General features: G+C 41.3%; 14 protein-coding genes. 1 reads left to right on the top strand and 13 read right to left on the bottom strand.

The features are described from left to right. Positions 1-51: 51 nt before the first annotated feature. From priA to NSQ94_RS08040, 7 genes are all read right to left on the bottom strand, one after another. Positions 52-2463, bottom strand: a complete 2412-nt coding sequence (gene priA / locus NSQ94_RS08070) for a primosomal protein N' (protein WP_339192955.1) — start codon at positions 2461-2463, stop codon at positions 52-54. A gap of 3 nt (positions 2464-2466) precedes the next feature. Then, positions 2467-3678, bottom strand: a complete 1212-nt coding sequence (gene coaBC, locus NSQ94_RS08065; protein WP_339230528.1) for a bifunctional phosphopantothenoylcysteine decarboxylase/phosphopantothenate--cysteine ligase CoaBC — start codon at positions 3676-3678, stop codon at positions 2467-2469. 73 nt (positions 3679-3751) lie between these two features. Beyond that, positions 3752-3952, bottom strand: coding sequence for a DNA-directed RNA polymerase subunit omega (gene rpoZ, locus NSQ94_RS08060; RefSeq protein ID WP_063388646.1), 201 nt, complete (start codon positions 3950-3952; stop codon positions 3752-3754). Further along, positions 3952-4575: a guanylate kinase gene (gmk, locus tag NSQ94_RS08055; protein WP_063388455.1), complete on the bottom strand. Its 624-nt coding sequence runs from the start codon at positions 4573-4575 to the stop codon at positions 3952-3954. Before gmk ends, rpoZ begins: the two co-directional genes overlap by 1 nt. 12 nt (positions 4576-4587) lie before the next feature. Beyond that, positions 4588-4851, bottom strand: coding sequence for a DUF370 domain-containing protein (locus NSQ94_RS08050; RefSeq protein WP_063388456.1), 264 nt, complete (start codon positions 4849-4851; stop codon positions 4588-4590). Positions 4852-4873: 22 nt separating this feature from the next. Next, on the bottom strand, positions 4874-5749 hold the full coding sequence (locus tag NSQ94_RS08045; protein WP_063388457.1) for a YicC/YloC family endoribonuclease: 876 nt from the start codon (positions 5747-5749) through the stop codon (positions 4874-4876). Positions 5750-5843: 94 nt separating this feature from the next. Then, complete coding sequence (locus NSQ94_RS08040) at positions 5844-8516, bottom strand: calcium-translocating P-type ATPase, SERCA-type (protein WP_339230713.1); 2673 nt, start codon at positions 8514-8516, stop codon at positions 5844-5846. Between the two features lie 128 nt (positions 8517-8644). Here NSQ94_RS08040 and NSQ94_RS08035 point away from each other — a divergent pair, with 128 nt between their 5' ends. Then, the gene (locus NSQ94_RS08035) at positions 8645-10351 is read left to right on the top strand and encodes an NFACT RNA binding domain-containing protein (protein ID WP_339230526.1); all 1707 of its coding nucleotides are present in this window, start codon (positions 8645-8647) and stop codon (positions 10349-10351) included. Between the two features lie 142 nt (positions 10352-10493). Here the strand turns inward: NSQ94_RS08035 and NSQ94_RS08030 are convergent, their stop codons facing one another. Genes NSQ94_RS08030 through sat form a run of 6 tightly spaced genes read right to left on the bottom strand, consistent with a single transcriptional unit; the run spans position 10494 to position 15693 of the window. Then, positions 10494-11267: a sirohydrochlorin chelatase gene (locus tag NSQ94_RS08030; RefSeq protein WP_339230524.1), complete on the bottom strand. Its 774-nt coding sequence runs from the start codon at positions 11265-11267 to the stop codon at positions 10494-10496. Further along, complete coding sequence (cobA, locus tag NSQ94_RS08025; RefSeq protein ID WP_063388460.1) at positions 11264-12043, bottom strand: uroporphyrinogen-III C-methyltransferase; 780 nt, start codon at positions 12041-12043, stop codon at positions 11264-11266. The genes NSQ94_RS08030 and cobA overlap by 4 nt, the downstream gene beginning before the upstream one ends. Positions 12044-12057: 14 nt before the next feature. Further along, the gene (locus NSQ94_RS08020) at positions 12058-12279 is read right to left on the bottom strand and encodes a DUF3906 family protein (protein WP_063388461.1); all 222 of its coding nucleotides are present in this window, start codon (positions 12277-12279) and stop codon (positions 12058-12060) included. A 13-nt stretch (positions 12280-12292) separates the two neighbouring features. Beyond that, on the bottom strand, positions 12293-13918 hold the full coding sequence (locus NSQ94_RS08015) for a nitrite/sulfite reductase (protein WP_339192960.1): 1626 nt from the start codon (positions 13916-13918) through the stop codon (positions 12293-12295). 23 nt (positions 13919-13941) lie between these two features. Further along, positions 13942-14538 (bottom strand): adenylyl-sulfate kinase, encoded by a 597-nt coding sequence (gene cysC, locus NSQ94_RS08010; RefSeq protein ID WP_063388463.1) that lies wholly within the window; start codon positions 14536-14538, stop codon positions 13942-13944. A gap of 12 nt (positions 14539-14550) precedes the next feature. After that, entirely contained in the window at positions 14551-15693 is a 1143-nt protein-coding gene (gene sat, locus NSQ94_RS08005) for a sulfate adenylyltransferase (protein ID WP_339230521.1), read from the bottom strand. Between the last annotated feature and the right edge of the window lie 133 nt (positions 15694-15826).

Genomic DNA, 15826 nt, shown 5'->3' with positions numbered 1-15826 from the left:
CTCATCGACATCTAAAAACTAGATATGATGCTAACAATTTACATAACCAATTTATAGAATGGTATACGGATTTAGATCAATCATCAATTTTAAATCCGTTTGCGACATGTCCTCTTCATAATGCTCGAACAATAATTTCAGTGTTTTATACAAGTTTTTTTCCCGTTTGTATTTTATCATGCATTGAAATCGATATCTATCTTTCATCTTCGGTATTGGCGAACTGACAGGACCGAGGATCTGCGCCTCATTTGATAAATGAAGCTTTAAATATTGTCCAATTTTCTCCGTTACTTCAGCTGCTTTTATCGCATTTGGATGGGAAACGGTAATGAGAATGAGAAAATAATAGGGCGGATAGGCAAAAGATTTTCTCATTTTCATTTCCTGTCGATAAAATGTTTCAAAATCATGCAAGCTTGCCAATTGAATGGAGTAATGCTCAGGCGTATAAGTTTGAATCACCACTTCCCCCGGAAGCTCATGCCGGCCTGCTCTTCCGCTTACTTGCGTTAATAATTGAAACGTTTTTTCTCCAGACCGGAAATCAGGAAGATGGAGCATCGTGTCAGCCGAAAGCACTCCGACCAATGTGACATCAGGGAAGTCCAATCCTTTTGCAATCATTTGTGTTCCAAGCAGGATGTCTGCTTTTTTTTCGCCGAATGCGTTTAAAAGCTTTTCATGCATTCCTTTACGGCTGGTCGTGTCGACATCCATCCGTATGACACGCGCTTCCGGGATAAGCCTGTTGAGCTCTTCCTCGATACGCTGAGTTCCTGTTCCGAAAAAGCGAATATGCTCGCTTCCACATTCTGGGCATCGCGACGGCATGGCTGTTTCGAATTGGCAATAGTGGCATTTTAGCTTTTCCCCATGCCGATGATAAGTAAGGGAAATATCGCAATGAGGACATCCTATGACATGTCCGCAATTTCTGCACATGACGAAGGAAGAATAGCCGCGCTTGTTTAATAAAAGTACAGATTGCTCTCCTTTCTTCAAGCGATCTGTCAGCTTTTCAAACAACGTTCTTGAAAACATCGATCGGTTGCCGTTTCTCAGCTCCTCCCGCATGTCGACAATATGGACTTCCGGCAGAGGACGGCGGTTGACGCGTTCTTTTAAAGTTAACAACGTATAAACGCCTTTTTGTGCTCTCGCAAATGATTCAAGCGTCGGAGTGGCGCTTCCTAAAATGACTGGACATTGATGATATTTCCCTCTGTAAATGGCAACGTCCCTTGCATGATACCGAGGACTTTCCTCCTGTTTATAGCTAGTTTCATGCTCTTCATCAATAATAATGATGCCGATATTTTGAAACGGGGCAAAAATTGCTGATCTCGCCCCGACGACAAGCTTCGCTTCTTTCCGGTAAATTTTCCGCCATTCATCGAACTTTTCCCCGCTGGACAACCCGCTATGAAGAACAGCAACCTGGCTGCCAAATCTGCTTTTAAACCGCTGAACCATTTGAGGAGTCAACGATATTTCAGGTACTAGCACGATCGCTTCTTTTCCTTCATTCAATACCTTCTCGATCGCTTGCAAATAAATTTCCGTTTTGCCGCTTCCCGTGACCCCATACATTAAAAATACTTCGTGCTCGTGTCGATTCAGCTTGTCTAAAATCGGCTCCATTGCACGTTTTTGTTCGTCAGTTAACGGTAAAGGCTTCGTTCTCGGAAACTGTTTATGCTCATAAGGATCTCTGTAAATTTCTACTTGCTCCTCTGTCAAAATACCTTTTTTAATTAACGCTTTGACGGCAATTGAAGCTCCTTGTATGCTGTTCGTCAACTCCGTTAATAAAATCGGATTAGGATGATCAATAAAAAATTGAATAACCTCTTTCTGTTTATGGGCGCGAGCTGGCAAATGCTGAAGCTGTTCTTCAAGCTCACGAACCGGCAAAAGAGGCTTTACATATTTCACAAGCCGTTTTTTTTGCTTTTGTTCGACACGATAATCGATTTGCAAATTCCCATTACGAATTTCCTTTTGAACGACGGCGACAAGTGATGAAGGTAAATCCTCCCATGAAAGCGGCCCTCCTTTTTCGAAAGCAGTCCTGATCTCTTCAGGCAAATCCTCCAATTGAGCGGAGCTCGATGGCTTGATTTCTTTTATGTACCTCGTTTTCATCGCAGCCGGAAGCATTGCCTGAAAAGCGGTGATTTTATAGCAAAGAGTCGTTTCACTAAGCCATGCGCCAAGCTCTAACAGTTCATGATTTAATACCGGTTCCGGATCAAAAAGCGAATGGATCAGTTTCACACTGTCAATATCTGTTTCATTTTTTAACTGAACGACAAATCCAGTAAGCTTGCGGGAGCCGAAAGGAACGATGACCCTCATGCCAGGCTGGATTACGCCAGCGAATTTATTTGGAATTTCGTAGTCAAATAGCTTGTCCGTGCCTTTTGCCGGGACATCCACAACAACGCTTGCATACCGCATTATCTATTCACCTTTCAAAAGCTTTTCAATTTCTCTTAAAATTGCATTTGCCACTTCTTTTTTAGACATAAGCGGATACGCCTTCTTTTCTCCGTTTCTATGAAAAATCGTCACTATATTTGTATCCTTTTGAAATCCTGCTCCTGGTTCATTTACATTGTTGGCGACAATTAAATCCAAGTTCTTTTCATTCAGCTTATGCAGCGCATATTGTTCAACATTTTCCGTTTCCGCCGCAAATCCTACCAGCAATTTTGTTCCTTTCTTCTCGCCGAGTCTTTTTAAAATGTCTTCCGTACGTTCCAATTCAATGACTAATGAGCCGTCCTTTTTTTTCATTTTTTGATCAAATGTTTGTTTCGGCCGATAATCAGAAACTGCGGCAGATTTAATCACAATGTCGGCTTTGTCAAAATGGTTCATCACTTCATGATACATCTCTTCAGCACTTTCAACTGGCACAAATGTCACCCCGGCCGGCGGCGCAAGAGAAGTCGGACCGGAAATTAAAATTACGCTCGCTCCAAGCTCCTTCGCCTGCTCGGCGATCGCATAGCCCATTTTTCCGCTTGAATGGTTGGAGAAAAACCGGACAGGATCTATTTTTTCCCTTGTCGGCCCCGCAGTAATGATAATTGTTTTCTGATTCAAGACGGAAGGTACCTTCGTTTGATCGGAAAAATGGTTTTGAATGAGTTCAACGATTTTGTCCGGCTCTTCCAGGCGGCCTTTGCCAACGTAACCGCATGCAAGATGTCCTTCTTGCGGTTCAATAAACTGATAGCCGTCCCGATAAAGCGTTTCAATGTTGCGTTTTACAGCCGGATGGCCATACATATGTACATTCATTGCAGGAGCAATCCAAACCGGTGCAGTTGTCGCCAGCAGTGTCGTTGTCACCATATCATCGGCAATCCCTGAGGCAAGTTTCCCAATGATATTGGTAGTTGCTGGAGCTACGAGCACTAAATCAGCCCAGTCGGCTAAATCGATATGTGCAATCACTTTCGCATCTTTTTCATCAAAAGTATCTAAAAACACTTCATTTCTCGATAGTACTTGAAACGTCAAAGGGGTGACGAATTTCGTAGCAGATTCTGTCATGATCACTTTCACATCAAAACCCGCCTGTGTCAGCTTGCTCGTCAAAGCTGCAGCCTTGAAAACCGCTATTCCTCCCGTTACACACAATAAAATACGTCTCGGACGTGCCACTTTGTTCTCCTCCTATTTCTCAGCTTTTTAAAAAAATAACAACCTATCAAGTAGGTTGTTATGACAGCAGCTATTATTTCTCAATCTTTTCATAATTAAGCAGCCCTGCATCAATTTCTTCCAGCGCTTTTCCGACATATTTTACAGATACCGTGTTTTCCAATTGCTGGTCATTGTTTTGCTGCATTTGCCGCGCTCTTTTTGCTGCTACAGTTACTAGTGTATATTTTGAATTGATACGGTTTAATAGGGAATCAATTGATGGATAAAGCATCAAGACTCAACCTCCAAAAATTTTTTGTACATTTGTGCAACTCTTTCCCTTCTGCAATGTTCAGCAGTCACAATCGCTTTAATTTTTTCACAGGCAAGATTCACTTCATCATTTACAACAACATAGTCATAATAATCCATCATGTCAATTTCTTCTTTTGCTTTTTTCATCCGATTATTGATCAAGTCAGCTGACTCTGTTCCTCTCGTGACAATTCGATTTTTCAGTTCTTCCAGGCTAGGCGGGAGTAAAAATATAAACAACCCGTCAGGAAATGCCTTTTTAACTTGAAGAGCCCCTTGAACTTCAATTTCTAGAAAAACATCTTTTCCTTCTGCAAGTGTTTTCTCTACATATTCAACGGGTGTACCGTAATAATTCCCAACATATTCTGCCCATTCAAGCAGTTTGTTTTCCTTAATCATCTGTTCAAATTGTTCGCGTGTTTTAAAAAAATAATCTACACCGTCCTTCTCACCCTCCCGTGGGGTTCTCGTCGTCACTGAGATCGAATATTGAAAATTGACGTCTTTTTGTGCAAACAACGCTTTGCGAACAGTGCCTTTTCCCACTCCGGACGGTCCAGACAAAACAATTAACAAACCTTTTTTCTTTAATTGCATTTCAATTTTACCCTACCCTTCATCAGACAGCTCATCTTTATTGGAAAGCCTTTGAGCAACTGTTTCCGGTTGGACGGCAGACAATATAATATGGTCAGAATCCATTATAACAACTGCTCTCGTCCTTCTTCCATATGTCGCATCAATAAGCATTCCTCGTTCTCTTGCATCTTGAATCATCCGCTTTATCGGAGCCGATTCGGGGCTTACAATGGAAATGATGCGGCTTGCTGAAACGATGTTGCCAAAGCCAATATTAATTAATTTAATTCCCATGATTTTTCCCCCTAAAAAGCCTTTATTCAATATTTTGAACTTGCTCTTTTAATTTTTCAATAACAGTTTTCAATTCCACAACGAAAGCAGAAATGGCCGAATCATTCCCTTTAGCTCCGATCGTATTGGCTTCCCGGCTCATCTCTTGTACGATAAAATCAAGCTTCCGCCCTATCGGTTCATCTTTTTCGATCGTTTTTCGAAACTGGCTCAAATGGCTTTCTAATCTTGTCAATTCTTCCGTAATATCCGATTTGTCAGCGAAAATTGCCACTTCCAACAATATTCTATTCTCATCAATATTCCCTGTTATAAACTCGGATAAACGCTTTTGCAATTTATCTCTGTAGTTGCTTGCGACAATACTGGCTCTTGATTGAATATGTTCTATGATTTGCTCTAACGCTTCCAAATGCTTCAGCAAGTCTTCTTTTAGCTTGCTTCCTTCTGCAGCCCGCATTTCCAGAAGTTGATTGGCCGCTTCATGAACAGCTTCTAACATCATACATTCAAGCTCTTCATTTTCATTCGCAACCTCTTGAATTTCAAAAATATGTTCATCATGCAAAAGGTGCATGAAACGAATGGAATCATCTATATGAAAACGGCGTTTCATTTCGTTCAAAGCGTCTATGTATTGAGCGGCAAGGGACCAGTCAACGTTTAGGGTTCTGGAAAAAAGACCCTCTCCGCTGACCGTGATGTACAATTCCACACGTCCTCGATTTATATAAGATTGTACGGCTTTCTTTATTTTTTCTTCAAGCGAAAAAAAATTTTTAGGCATCCGCACGCTGATTTCACAAAACCGGTGATTGACCGATCTCATCTCAACTGTTATTTGCATCTGCTGCACCGTTTTTACCGAGCGGCCAAATCCCGTCATGCTTAATACCATTGTATCACATCCGTTCTTTCGTCGCCTTCAAAACAAAAGAAAAAAAGAAAGGTCATAGAATAGCATCTATCACCTGAAAAAATTATAACATAACTTATCGTTTTTTTCTTGTTAAAATTGATCCTGCCAGCAAAAATGTCGGCAGAGCGGACATGACGAAAATAAACAGCCAATCTCGAGCCATGATAGGCGTTGTATGGAAAATCGGTTGAAGCGGCTCATAATAAATGACAACAAGCATTAAGATTATGGATGAAAAGACTGCCAGCAGCAAATAAATGTTGTTAAAAGGATTCCGGTCAAAAATCGTTCTTTCCGTTCTTGAATCAAACACTAAAATCAATTGCGACAAAACAAGTGTTGCAAAAGCAGCTGTTTGCGCGTAGGCAAGCTGTTCTGTATTCCGTTCATAAATGAAGTAAAAGACAAGTAGTGTGGACAGCCCGATTAAAAAACCGCGAGATAAAATTTTCCAGCCAAGCCCTCTCGAAAAAATCCCTTCTTTCGGATCGCGAGGCTTTCTTTTTAACACATCTTCTTCTGCGGGATCAAGGCCAAGCGCCATAGCCGGCAGGCCATCTGTTACAAGATTCACCCACAAAATTTGAATCGGAACAAGCGGCAGTGGCAATGCTAAAATCATGGCAAATAACATAACTAGTATCTCTCCTACATTTGATGCTAATAAATAGCGAATAAATTTCCTGATATTGTCATAAATATTGCGCCCTTCTTGAATCGCTGCTTTAATGGTGGCAAAGTTATCATCAACGAGAATAAGAGAGGAAGCTTCTTTTGCCACATCGGTGCCGCTCATTCCCATCGAAATGCCTATGTCTGCCGCTTTGATCGCCGGGGCATCATTTACGCCGTCTCCAGTCATTGCAACGATATGTCCTTTGTTTTGCAATGCTTTCACAATTTTCAATTTATGCTCCGGAGAAACTCTGGCAAATACGTAAATATCGTCAACTACTTCTTCCAATTCTTCAATCGTGAGCTTTGACAAAGATGATCCGTCCATTACTTTACCGTTAGGAGGCAATATTTCTAGTTCTTTTGCGATAGCTTGTGCGGTAATAACATGATCGCCTGTTATCATGACAGTTTTAATGCCTGCTTCACCGCATTCCTTCACCGCTTGTTTCACTTCCGGTCTTGGCGGGTCAATCATTCCTTGTATGCCAATGAAAATAAGAGAAGATTCCGCTTCAGCTTGAGGGACAGATCCTGTATGAAGCGGTTTGTATGCAACTGCTATCGTTCTTAATGCTTCGTTTGCCTGATGAAAAATCGCCTTTTGAATGTCATTTTTTCGCTGCTCCGTTAAACGTTCTTTTCTATCGTGCCAAAGAACATGTGTCGAACGTTCTAACATAACGTCAGGAGCTCCTTTTGCGACAGCAAAGCATTTTCCGTCTTTATCTTGAACAATGACGGACATCATTTTTCGGTCGGAGTCAAAAGGAAATTCTCGCATAATATGAAATTGCTTCAATAATTTTGATTTTGACAGCCCCGCTTTCATGCCAGCCACGATCAACGCACCTTCCGTCGGGTCGCCATCAAGGGAATATTCTCCATTTGTTTCAATAATATCAGATGTTGAAGCAAGCATTCCAAACATTAACATTTGCTTCAACGGTTTATGAGCAGCCGGATCAATTTTTTTTCCGTTTTCAAAAAACTCCCCAGCAGGCTGATAGCCCGCACCTGTTACCTTCCATGATTTATTGCTTATCCAAATGTCTGTCACAGTCATTTGGTTTTGAGTCATTGTTCCTGTTTTATCTGAACAAATGACGGTTGCACATCCGAGCGTTTCAACAGCTGGAAGCTTTCGGACAATTGAATTTTTCTTGATCATCCGCTGGACGCCTAATGCCAATGCAACCGTAACAATCGCCGGTAAGCCTTCAGGAATCGCCGCCACTGCCAGCGAGACTCCCGCCAAAAACATTTCATAAACAGCATGTCCTTGCATGACTCCGATTCCTGCTACTAATACCGTCAAGAGAAGAGCTACAACAATTAAAACTTTGCCCAGCTCTTCTAATTTTCTCTGCATCGGGGTCAATTGCTGCTCCTGGGTTTGCAGCAAATCTGCAATTTGCCCCATTGCCGTTTTCATGCCTGTAGCCACGACAACGCCGACTCCGCTTCCTCTTGTTACAAGCGTGCCCATAAAGGCCATATTTTGCATATCGCCAACGGATCCTTGATTCCCTTTTAATGGGCGTGTATGTTTTCCAACAGGGACGGATTCGCCAGTTAGTGCCGACTCCTCGACTTCAAGGCTTGATACCTGAATGAGACGCACATCAGCTCCGATTCGATCGCCGCTTTTAAATTTAATGCAGTCCCCGACGACAATTTCTCTCGAAGGGATCTTCACCCACTTCCCGCTGCGCAATACAGTAGTCTGCGGGCTTGACAGTTCTTTTAATGCAGCAAGAGACTTCTCTGCCTTTTTCTCTTGAATAAATCCAAGAACTCCGTTCAAAATCACAATCGCAATAATGGCAACTGCATCAATATACTCTCCTAAAAGGCCGGAAATGACGGTTGCCGCAATTAAAACAAGAACCATGAAATCTTTAAACTGGCCGAAAAATAACAAAAGATTTGATTGCCGTTTTCCTTCTGCAAGCTCATTGTATCCTAATTTTTTTCTGCGGTTTTCTGCTTCTTTTTCTGATAATCCTTTTTTTATATCGACATTCAATGATTGAATTGCTTCTTGTTCTGTCAATTCATGCCATTTCATGAATTTCTGTTTCACCCCTTTTCACCTTTTGATACACGCTCTAAGAACAACATATTCAGCCTTGTCCTAAAACATGTTATAATTTAGTAAGTTTTTTCTTGGACTTCATGGAAAAAGGGTGAGCAAATATGTCTTTTGACGGCATTTTTACATATTGTGTTCAAAGAGAATTGAAACAAGAGCTTGAAGGCGGAAAAATCACAAAAATTCATCAGCCTTCTAAGCACGATCTTATCTTGCAAATTCGTCAGAAAGGTAAAAATTATCGTCTGCTTATATCCAATCATCCCAATTTTGCGCGCATTCATCTTACAGCCTCCCACTATGATAATCCGCAAGAACCGCCGATGTTCTGTATGGTTTTAAGAAAGCATTTGGAAGGAAGCATCATTGAGGAAATCAGCCAGGTCGGACTTGATCGAATCGTCATGCTGCAAATGAGATCCCGCAATGAATTAGGGGATATCACCAGGAAACAATTATTTGTCGAGATCATGGGAAAACATAGCAACATCATCTTAGTCGATCAAGAAAAGAAGATGATCATTGACAGCATCAAACATGTATCAGCTGCAGTCAATCGCCATCGCTCTGTTTTGCCCGGACACGCATATGTTTTTCCTCCAGACCAAGGCAAATTGAATCCTTTTCATGCTTCAGAAGAAACGGTTTTGAAAAAAATTGATCTGTTTTCAGGAAAATTGGAAAAACAAATTGTCGACCAATTTGCTGGCATCTCGCCTCTGTTGGCAAAAGAAATCGTCTACCGCTCTGGAATCGCCAATAAGGAATCTGTTGCCAGAACGCTTATGTCCGTTTTAAATCAAATAAAAAACGGAAGCATTGTTCCGCAAATGACAAAAACTTTAAATAAAGAATATTTTTATATTTTGCCTTTAGAGCATGTAAAAGGAGAAAGGAAAACATTTTCTACCATAAGCGAATTGCTAGACCGATATTTTTACTCGAAAGCGGAACGCGATCGAGTGAAGCAGCAAGGGCAGGATTTAGAACGCTTCATCATCAACGAACGAAAAAAGAATGAAACGAAAATTCAAAAGCTAAAACACACGCTCAAAGAGGCTGAAAAAGCAAATACGCTACAGCTTTACGGCGAACTATTGACAGCGAACATGCATGCAGTGAAAAAAGGGGATAAAGAAGTCGAAGTTATCAACTATTATGACGAGGATGGACAAAAGATCAAAATTCCGCTTGATCCTTTGAAAACTCCTTCTGAAAACGCCCAAAGTTATTTTCAAAAATATCAAAAAGCCAAAAATTCCGTTTTAGTTGTCAAATCGCAAATCGAAAAAGCAGAACAAGAAATCGAATATTTTGACCGGCTTCTCCAGCAGCTTGAAACAGCTTCTCCTAAAGACTTAGAGGAAATTCGAGAAGAATTGATTGAAGGGGGATATTTGAAAAAAAGAGCGAACATCCAGAAGAAAAAAAATGCTAAACCTGTTTTAGAAGCTTATCTGTCCAGCGACGGAGCTGAAATATTAGTCGGCAAAAACAACAAGCAAAACGAATACTTGACGAACCGGGTTGCTGCTAGAGACGATATTTGGCTTCATACAAAGGACATACCGGGCTCCCATGTTGTCATCCGGAAAAAAGATCCGTCTGAACAGACCATTTTAGAGGCAGCGAATCTGGCAGCTTATTTCAGCAAAGCGCGCCAATCAAGCTCCGTACCTGTCGATTATACAAAAGTGCGCTATGTAAAAAAACCGAATGGCGCCAAGCCTGGGTTTGTCATATATGAAAATCAGCAAACGGTCTATGTGACGCCTGATGAAGAGCTCGTGCTGAAGTTGAAAAAACAATAGACGTTTTTTCTGCTTCTCCTTCTGCTTTTATAAGCTTCTTTTATGAAACTCTTACTCCATTAACAACGTTGATCATCTGGAATAGCTCTAATCTCGAAAAATTATGTACGCCTCATTTCAGTACAGAGAAAAAGGAAACCATTCATAACACGGTTTCCTTTTTCAAATATTTATTCTCTGCTCTTGCTGCAAACGCCTCTTCAACTCTGACGCGAAGCAGCTCTTTAACAGCTGAATGGTTTCCGATATGATCAGTTAACATAATCTTTTTATTTGTTGCCCTTTGCAATTGCTCGATTTCCTTTTGAACTCCTTTTAACAATAGACCTGTAAACAATAAATAAGGCACAAAAATTATTTCTTCTTCCGTCATTTTTGGAACGGATTGAACAACATCTTGAAAAAGAGGAGAAGCTGCGGTTAAATAGCAGCACGTCACCGGTACTTCCAATCGCTCTTCAAGCATGCGGCCAATCGTTAAAAAATCTTGCTGCATTTCCACATCCCGGCTTCCTCGACCGATCAAAATCATTCTAGACTTTTTCGGTCTATTCAAAACGCGTTTAATTCTGTCTTCCACTGCCTCTAGCATCAATTCATCAACGCCAAAAGGCATGCCATAGGAGATCATTGCTTCCGGATAATTTGTCTGCAATGTCGAAAGAATAGCTGGTATATCTTGTTTGGCATGGCCGGCAGCTAGTAACAGCACTGGGATTACCGCAATATGAGCAGCTCCTTTTGCGAAACAGGATGCAAATCCTTCCTCAATAGTAGGCTTTGCAAGCTCAAGGAAAGAGATTTCTTGAATCTCGTATGGCAGGCTCGCCTTCACTTCATTGAAAAAATGAATCGCCTCTTCTCTAGAATCTCGCAACCGACTGCCGTGAAAGATATACAGAACCCCTTTTTTCATAACGAAACCCCTGTTGTAAAATCGATGTTGCTCATCTGCTTCTCAAACCAGTTCAACTGGTCATGAAAACGAACGACTTCGCCGATAATAATCATGCATGGATTGGAAATACAATTTTCTTCTGCCGATTTCGCCATTTCCTTCACGGTTGTCGTTACTGTGCGTTGTTCTTCCGTAGTCGCCCATTCAATAAAGGCAACAGGCGTATTTTGATCCTTCCCGCTTCGTATAATCATATCTTGGATTTCCGCAATATTTTTCACACCCATATAGACGGCAACGGTGTCTGCTGCTTTCATTAAACGAATCGTTTCCTCTTTAATTGTCAAATCCCCTGCTCTATGTCCGGTAATAAATGCACACGAAGCGCTGATGTTGCGATGCGTAAGCGGGATGCCAGCATAGGCGGAAGCGGCGGAAGCAGCCGTAACCCCGGGGATCACTTCAAAAGGAATTCGTTTTTGCACCAATACTTCCGCTTCCTCCCCCCCTCTGCCAAACAGATAGGGGTCGCCTCCTTTTAACCGCGTTACGATTTTGCCTGCCTGGGCATACTTCACTAAAAACTTATTGATCGTCTCTTGGCGCATCGTATGGTAATTTGGCAATTTGCCGCAATAAATGAGATCCGCTTCTTTTTTTGCATAAGCAAGGAGCTCTTTGTTGACAAGCCTGTCATATAAAATCACATCCGCCTTCTGAATCGCCTTCATCGCTTTTATTGTGATTAATTCTGGATCTCCTGGGCCTGCTCCGACAATATACACTTTTCCCACGCTGATCTCCCCCACTACGTACAGAGCGTCACGTCGCTTTCATCAATCACAAACCCTGCACTTTTTCGTATTTTTTTCTTTTCGTACAACGTAACATCTTCAATATCAAGAACCTTTAAATAAAATTTTTCAAGCTCAACATCTACTTGCTCAAATGCTTTCAAATCATTTTCGGCCGCGATGATTACTGGAATTTCCTTCTCCTTCGTTTTTACAAGAAAGCGATACAAATACATGCTGACACCCCATTTAAGCTCCGAGAGGTTCCAAAATCTCATCGAGCTTCGCCTGCAAAGGTTCAATGCCGACGCGATCATAATATTCTAAAAAGGTTTCGCCGGCCAGCTTCGTTTCTTTGAAATATTGCAGAAAATCTTTCAACACTAAATGAAGCTTCTCTGCCTCAATTTTTCCTTTCAATTTTTCATTAAATCGGCCGCCGTCAAGAAGCGTTCCGCCAACATGAATTTCGTAGGCATCGACCATTTTTTTATCTTTTGTTCTCATCAAAACGCCTTGCAGACCGATGTCCGCGATTTGCCGCTGACCGCATGAATTCGGGCAGCCTGTGATGTGCATCCGAACAGGTACATCCAATTCTAATTGTTGATCCAAATATTCGACAATTGTTTTCATCCGCTGTTTCGTTTCAACAAGCGCAAGGTTGCAAAATTCCGTTCCAGTGCAGGAAACGGCATAACCAATGAATGATTTCGGCTTGATGGTAATTCTGCCCTTTTGAAAAATTTCTTCTGCCAGCAAAGCTTCAACTTGATCATCCGGAACGTTTGGAATCACAATATTTTGTGTATTGCAAGTTCGGATTTGTCCATTTCCGTATTTTTTGGAAATTCTGGCGATCTCCAGCACTTCCTCGGAATAAAGTCTTCCGAGCGGAACATTAAAGCCAATGTAATTCAAGCCTTTTTGCTTTTGCGGATGAACGCCGTAAAAATATCCTGCATTCCAGCCTTTTGTTTCATCGTTTCCTCTCTCTGGAAGCGGACCTGTCAGTTCAAGCAGTTTTTCTTGGAATTTTTCTACACCCCAATCGGCAACTAAAAATTTTAGACGGGCGCGGTGTCTTTTCTCACGATAGCCGTAATCACGGAAGATGGTTGTGACCGCAATGGCAACATCCTTCACTTTATCCGGGGTTACGAAAATGTTCAATGGTTGGGCCAAATGCGGTTTTGATGATAGTCCGCCACCGACCTTTACATGAAAGCCTTTCACAAGCTTTCCGTCAATCTCTTTTGTAGCTGGTATGAAAGCTAAATCATTGATTTCGGCATGTCCGGAATTGTAGTAGCTTGCACTAATCGAAATTTTATATTTTCTTGGCAAATTGGAAAAATCTCTATTTTTATGGAAAAATTGATGAATTTCTCGCACAATCGGCTCTGTGTCCAAAAGCTCCTCCGGGTCAATGCCCGCAAGAGGATTTCCAATCACGTTGCGGGCGATGTCGCCACAGGCGCCTACCGTTGTTAAACCGACTTCATCCAAACGTCTAAATATTTCCGGAATGTTCTCGATTTCCAGCCAATGGAATTGGATGGCTTGACGAGTTGTAATATCAAATAGATCCCGGCCAAAATCTCTGCAGATCCCTGCGAGTGCAACGACTTGTTCATAGTTTAATATTCCCGTCGGTACTTTGATCCGCATCATAAAATATCCGTCTTTTTTAGGCCGTTGAAGATACAGCCCCGCCCATTTGAGCAAATCCCAATCTTCTTCCGGAATGGAAGCAAAGCCGTTTTTCGCAAAGGTGTCGATTTCTTCCAAAATATCCAATCCGTCTTTTTCAAGCTTTTTTAATTCAAATTTATTTAAATTTTCATTGTTTGCCCATACTTTTTCATGTGCCATTGCAACTCCCCCAATGTTTAAAATTATAGGAACTTTCGATTTTTTAAATATTGAAAAATATGTTCAACACTTTCTTCTACTGACCATTCCTCAGAATGAACAATGATTTCAGGATTTTCAGGCTCTTCATATGGATCGTCGATACCTGTAAAATGTTTTATTTCACCGTTTCTCGCTTTTTTGTACAGCCCTTTCGGATCTCGTTTTTCACATTCTGATAATGAGCATTTAACATATATTTCAATGAACTCATCATGCTCGAGCAAATTTCTTACTAACTCCCGATCTTCTTTATATGGAGAAATAAAGGCTGTCAAAACAACTTGACCGCTGTCTACAAATAATTTTGCAACTTCTCCAATGCGCCGAATGTTTTCTTTTCGGTCCTGTTCAGAAAATCCTAAATCTTTGTTCAACCCATGGCGAACGTTGTCTCCATCTAGTACGTAAGACGAAATATTTTCATTGAACAGCTTTTGGTTTAATGCATTGGCTAAAGTTGATTTGCCGGAACCGGACAATCCGGTAAACCATAGAACAAAGCTGTGATGCCCCGACTTTTTCCTCCGCTCTTCTTTTGTGACGGAATGATGATGCCATACAATATTTTTGCTTGTCACGTTAATTCCACCTCATCTTTGCAATGCTTCTTGGCGCAGACCTTTTACAAGCACTTCCACAACTTCCGGACGGCTGAAAGTGTTTGGCAGCGGCTCACCGTTTCGAAGTTTTTCCCTTACTTTTGTTCCTGATAAAATGACACGGTCGTCATCAGAATGCGGGCATGTTTTATGGGAAGCCATGCCGTCGCATTTTTTACAATAAAAGCTGTGTTCAAAAAACAGCGGCGTAATGTCTAATTCCTCTGTTGTAAAGTTGAAAAAGATTTTCTGCGCATCATATGTTCCATAATAATTTCCAACCCCTGCATGGTCTCTTCCAACGATGAAATGCGTACACCCATAATTTTTTCGAACGATAGCATGGAATATCGCTTCCCTTGGTCCGGCATAGCGCATGGCGGCTGGAAAAATTCCTAACAGAACACGATCTTTTGGATAGTAATTTTCCAACAGAACTCGATAGCTTTCCATGCGAATATCCGCAGGAATATCATCCTTTTTTGTTTCGCCGACAAGCGGCTGCAGAAATAATCCGTCTACGGTTTCAAGAGCTGTTTTTTGAATGTATTCATGCGCCCGATGAACAGGATTTCTCGTTTGAAACCCTACGACTGTATTCCAGCCGAAACGTTCAAAAGCGGCTCGAGATTCCGCTGGTTCAAATGTTTCGTTTGGAAACGGCTTTTCCGTTTTCTTTACTAACACGACATCCCCGCCAAGATAGACAGGTGGACGCTCATACAATTTAGCAACTCCTGGGTGCTCTTCATCTTTTGTCCGATAAACATATTCCGCTTCTTTTTGTTTATCCGGCTTATATTTATCTTCCACTTTGATCACACCGTATACTTCTCCGTTAAATGTCAGCTTAACTTCATCTCCAATGTCGATGCGATCAGCTTGTTCTTCTTCAACAGGAAGTGTAATTGGAATGCTCCAAACTATACCATTGGCAAGACGCATGTTTTCGACAACACTATCATAATCTTTTTTAGTTAAAAAACCCGTTAATGGACTAAATGCTCCAATACCGATTAACTCTAAGTCAGAGAGCCCGATATTATCCAATTCAATTGCTTCTTGAATATGAGAATAATTGTATTCTGGATTATAGCGATTGATTAATGTTCCTCCGTGCGGTGCAATCCCCATTTGATCTCCTCCTTGCTACGCCATATATTCCTATATTCATATTTATTTACTAGGCTTTTATTGAAAAAATTTTTAGCCTTAGCCGCTAAATAAATCTAAATCGTTGCGATACGCCATCATCAAAAACGAGAAA

This window comes from Aeribacillus sp. FSL K6-2833, from assembly GCF_037965815.1.
Taxonomy (GTDB): domain Bacteria; phylum Bacillota; class Bacilli; order Bacillales; family Aeribacillaceae; genus Aeribacillus; species Aeribacillus composti.
The sequence above is the reverse complement of the archived record's forward strand: the minus strand, read 5'-3'. Positions and strand labels throughout refer to the sequence as shown.

Bases quoted from the DNA above. Each gene is read 5' to 3' on its own strand.
- NSQ94_RS08035 (WP_339230526.1), top strand. From the start codon at position 8,645: ATGTCTTTTGACGGCATTTTTACATATTGTGTTCAAAGAGAATTGAAA.
- sat (WP_339230521.1), bottom strand. From the start codon at position 15,693: ATGGGGATTGCACCGCACGGAGGAACATTAATCAATCGCTATAATCCA.
- NSQ94_RS08050 (WP_063388456.1), bottom strand. From the start codon at position 4,851: ATGGGAATTAAATTAATTAATATTGGCTTTGGCAACATCGTTTCAGCA.
- NSQ94_RS08015 (WP_339192960.1), bottom strand. From the start codon at position 13,918: ATGGCACATGAAAAAGTATGGGCAAACAATGAAAATTTAAATAAATTT.
- NSQ94_RS08045 (WP_063388457.1), bottom strand. From the start codon at position 5,749: ATGGTATTAAGCATGACGGGATTTGGCCGCTCGGTAAAAACGGTGCAG.
- rpoZ (WP_063388646.1), bottom strand. From the start codon at position 3,952: ATGCTTTATCCATCAATTGATTCCCTATTAAACCGTATCAATTCAAAA.
- gmk (WP_063388455.1), bottom strand. From the start codon at position 4,575: ATGCAATTAAAGAAAAAAGGTTTGTTAATTGTTTTGTCTGGACCGTCC.
- NSQ94_RS08030 (WP_339230524.1), bottom strand. From the start codon at position 11,267: ATGAAAAAAGGGGTTCTGTATATCTTTCACGGCAGTCGGTTGCGAGAT.
- NSQ94_RS08040 (WP_339230713.1), bottom strand. From the start codon at position 8,516: ATGAAATGGCATGAATTGACAGAACAAGAAGCAATTCAATCATTGAAT.
- priA (WP_339192955.1), bottom strand. From the start codon at position 2,463: ATGCGGTATGCAAGCGTTGTTGTGGATGTCCCGGCAAAAGGCACGGAC.
- NSQ94_RS08020 (WP_063388461.1), bottom strand. From the start codon at position 12,279: ATGTATTTGTATCGCTTTCTTGTAAAAACGAAGGAGAAGGAAATTCCA.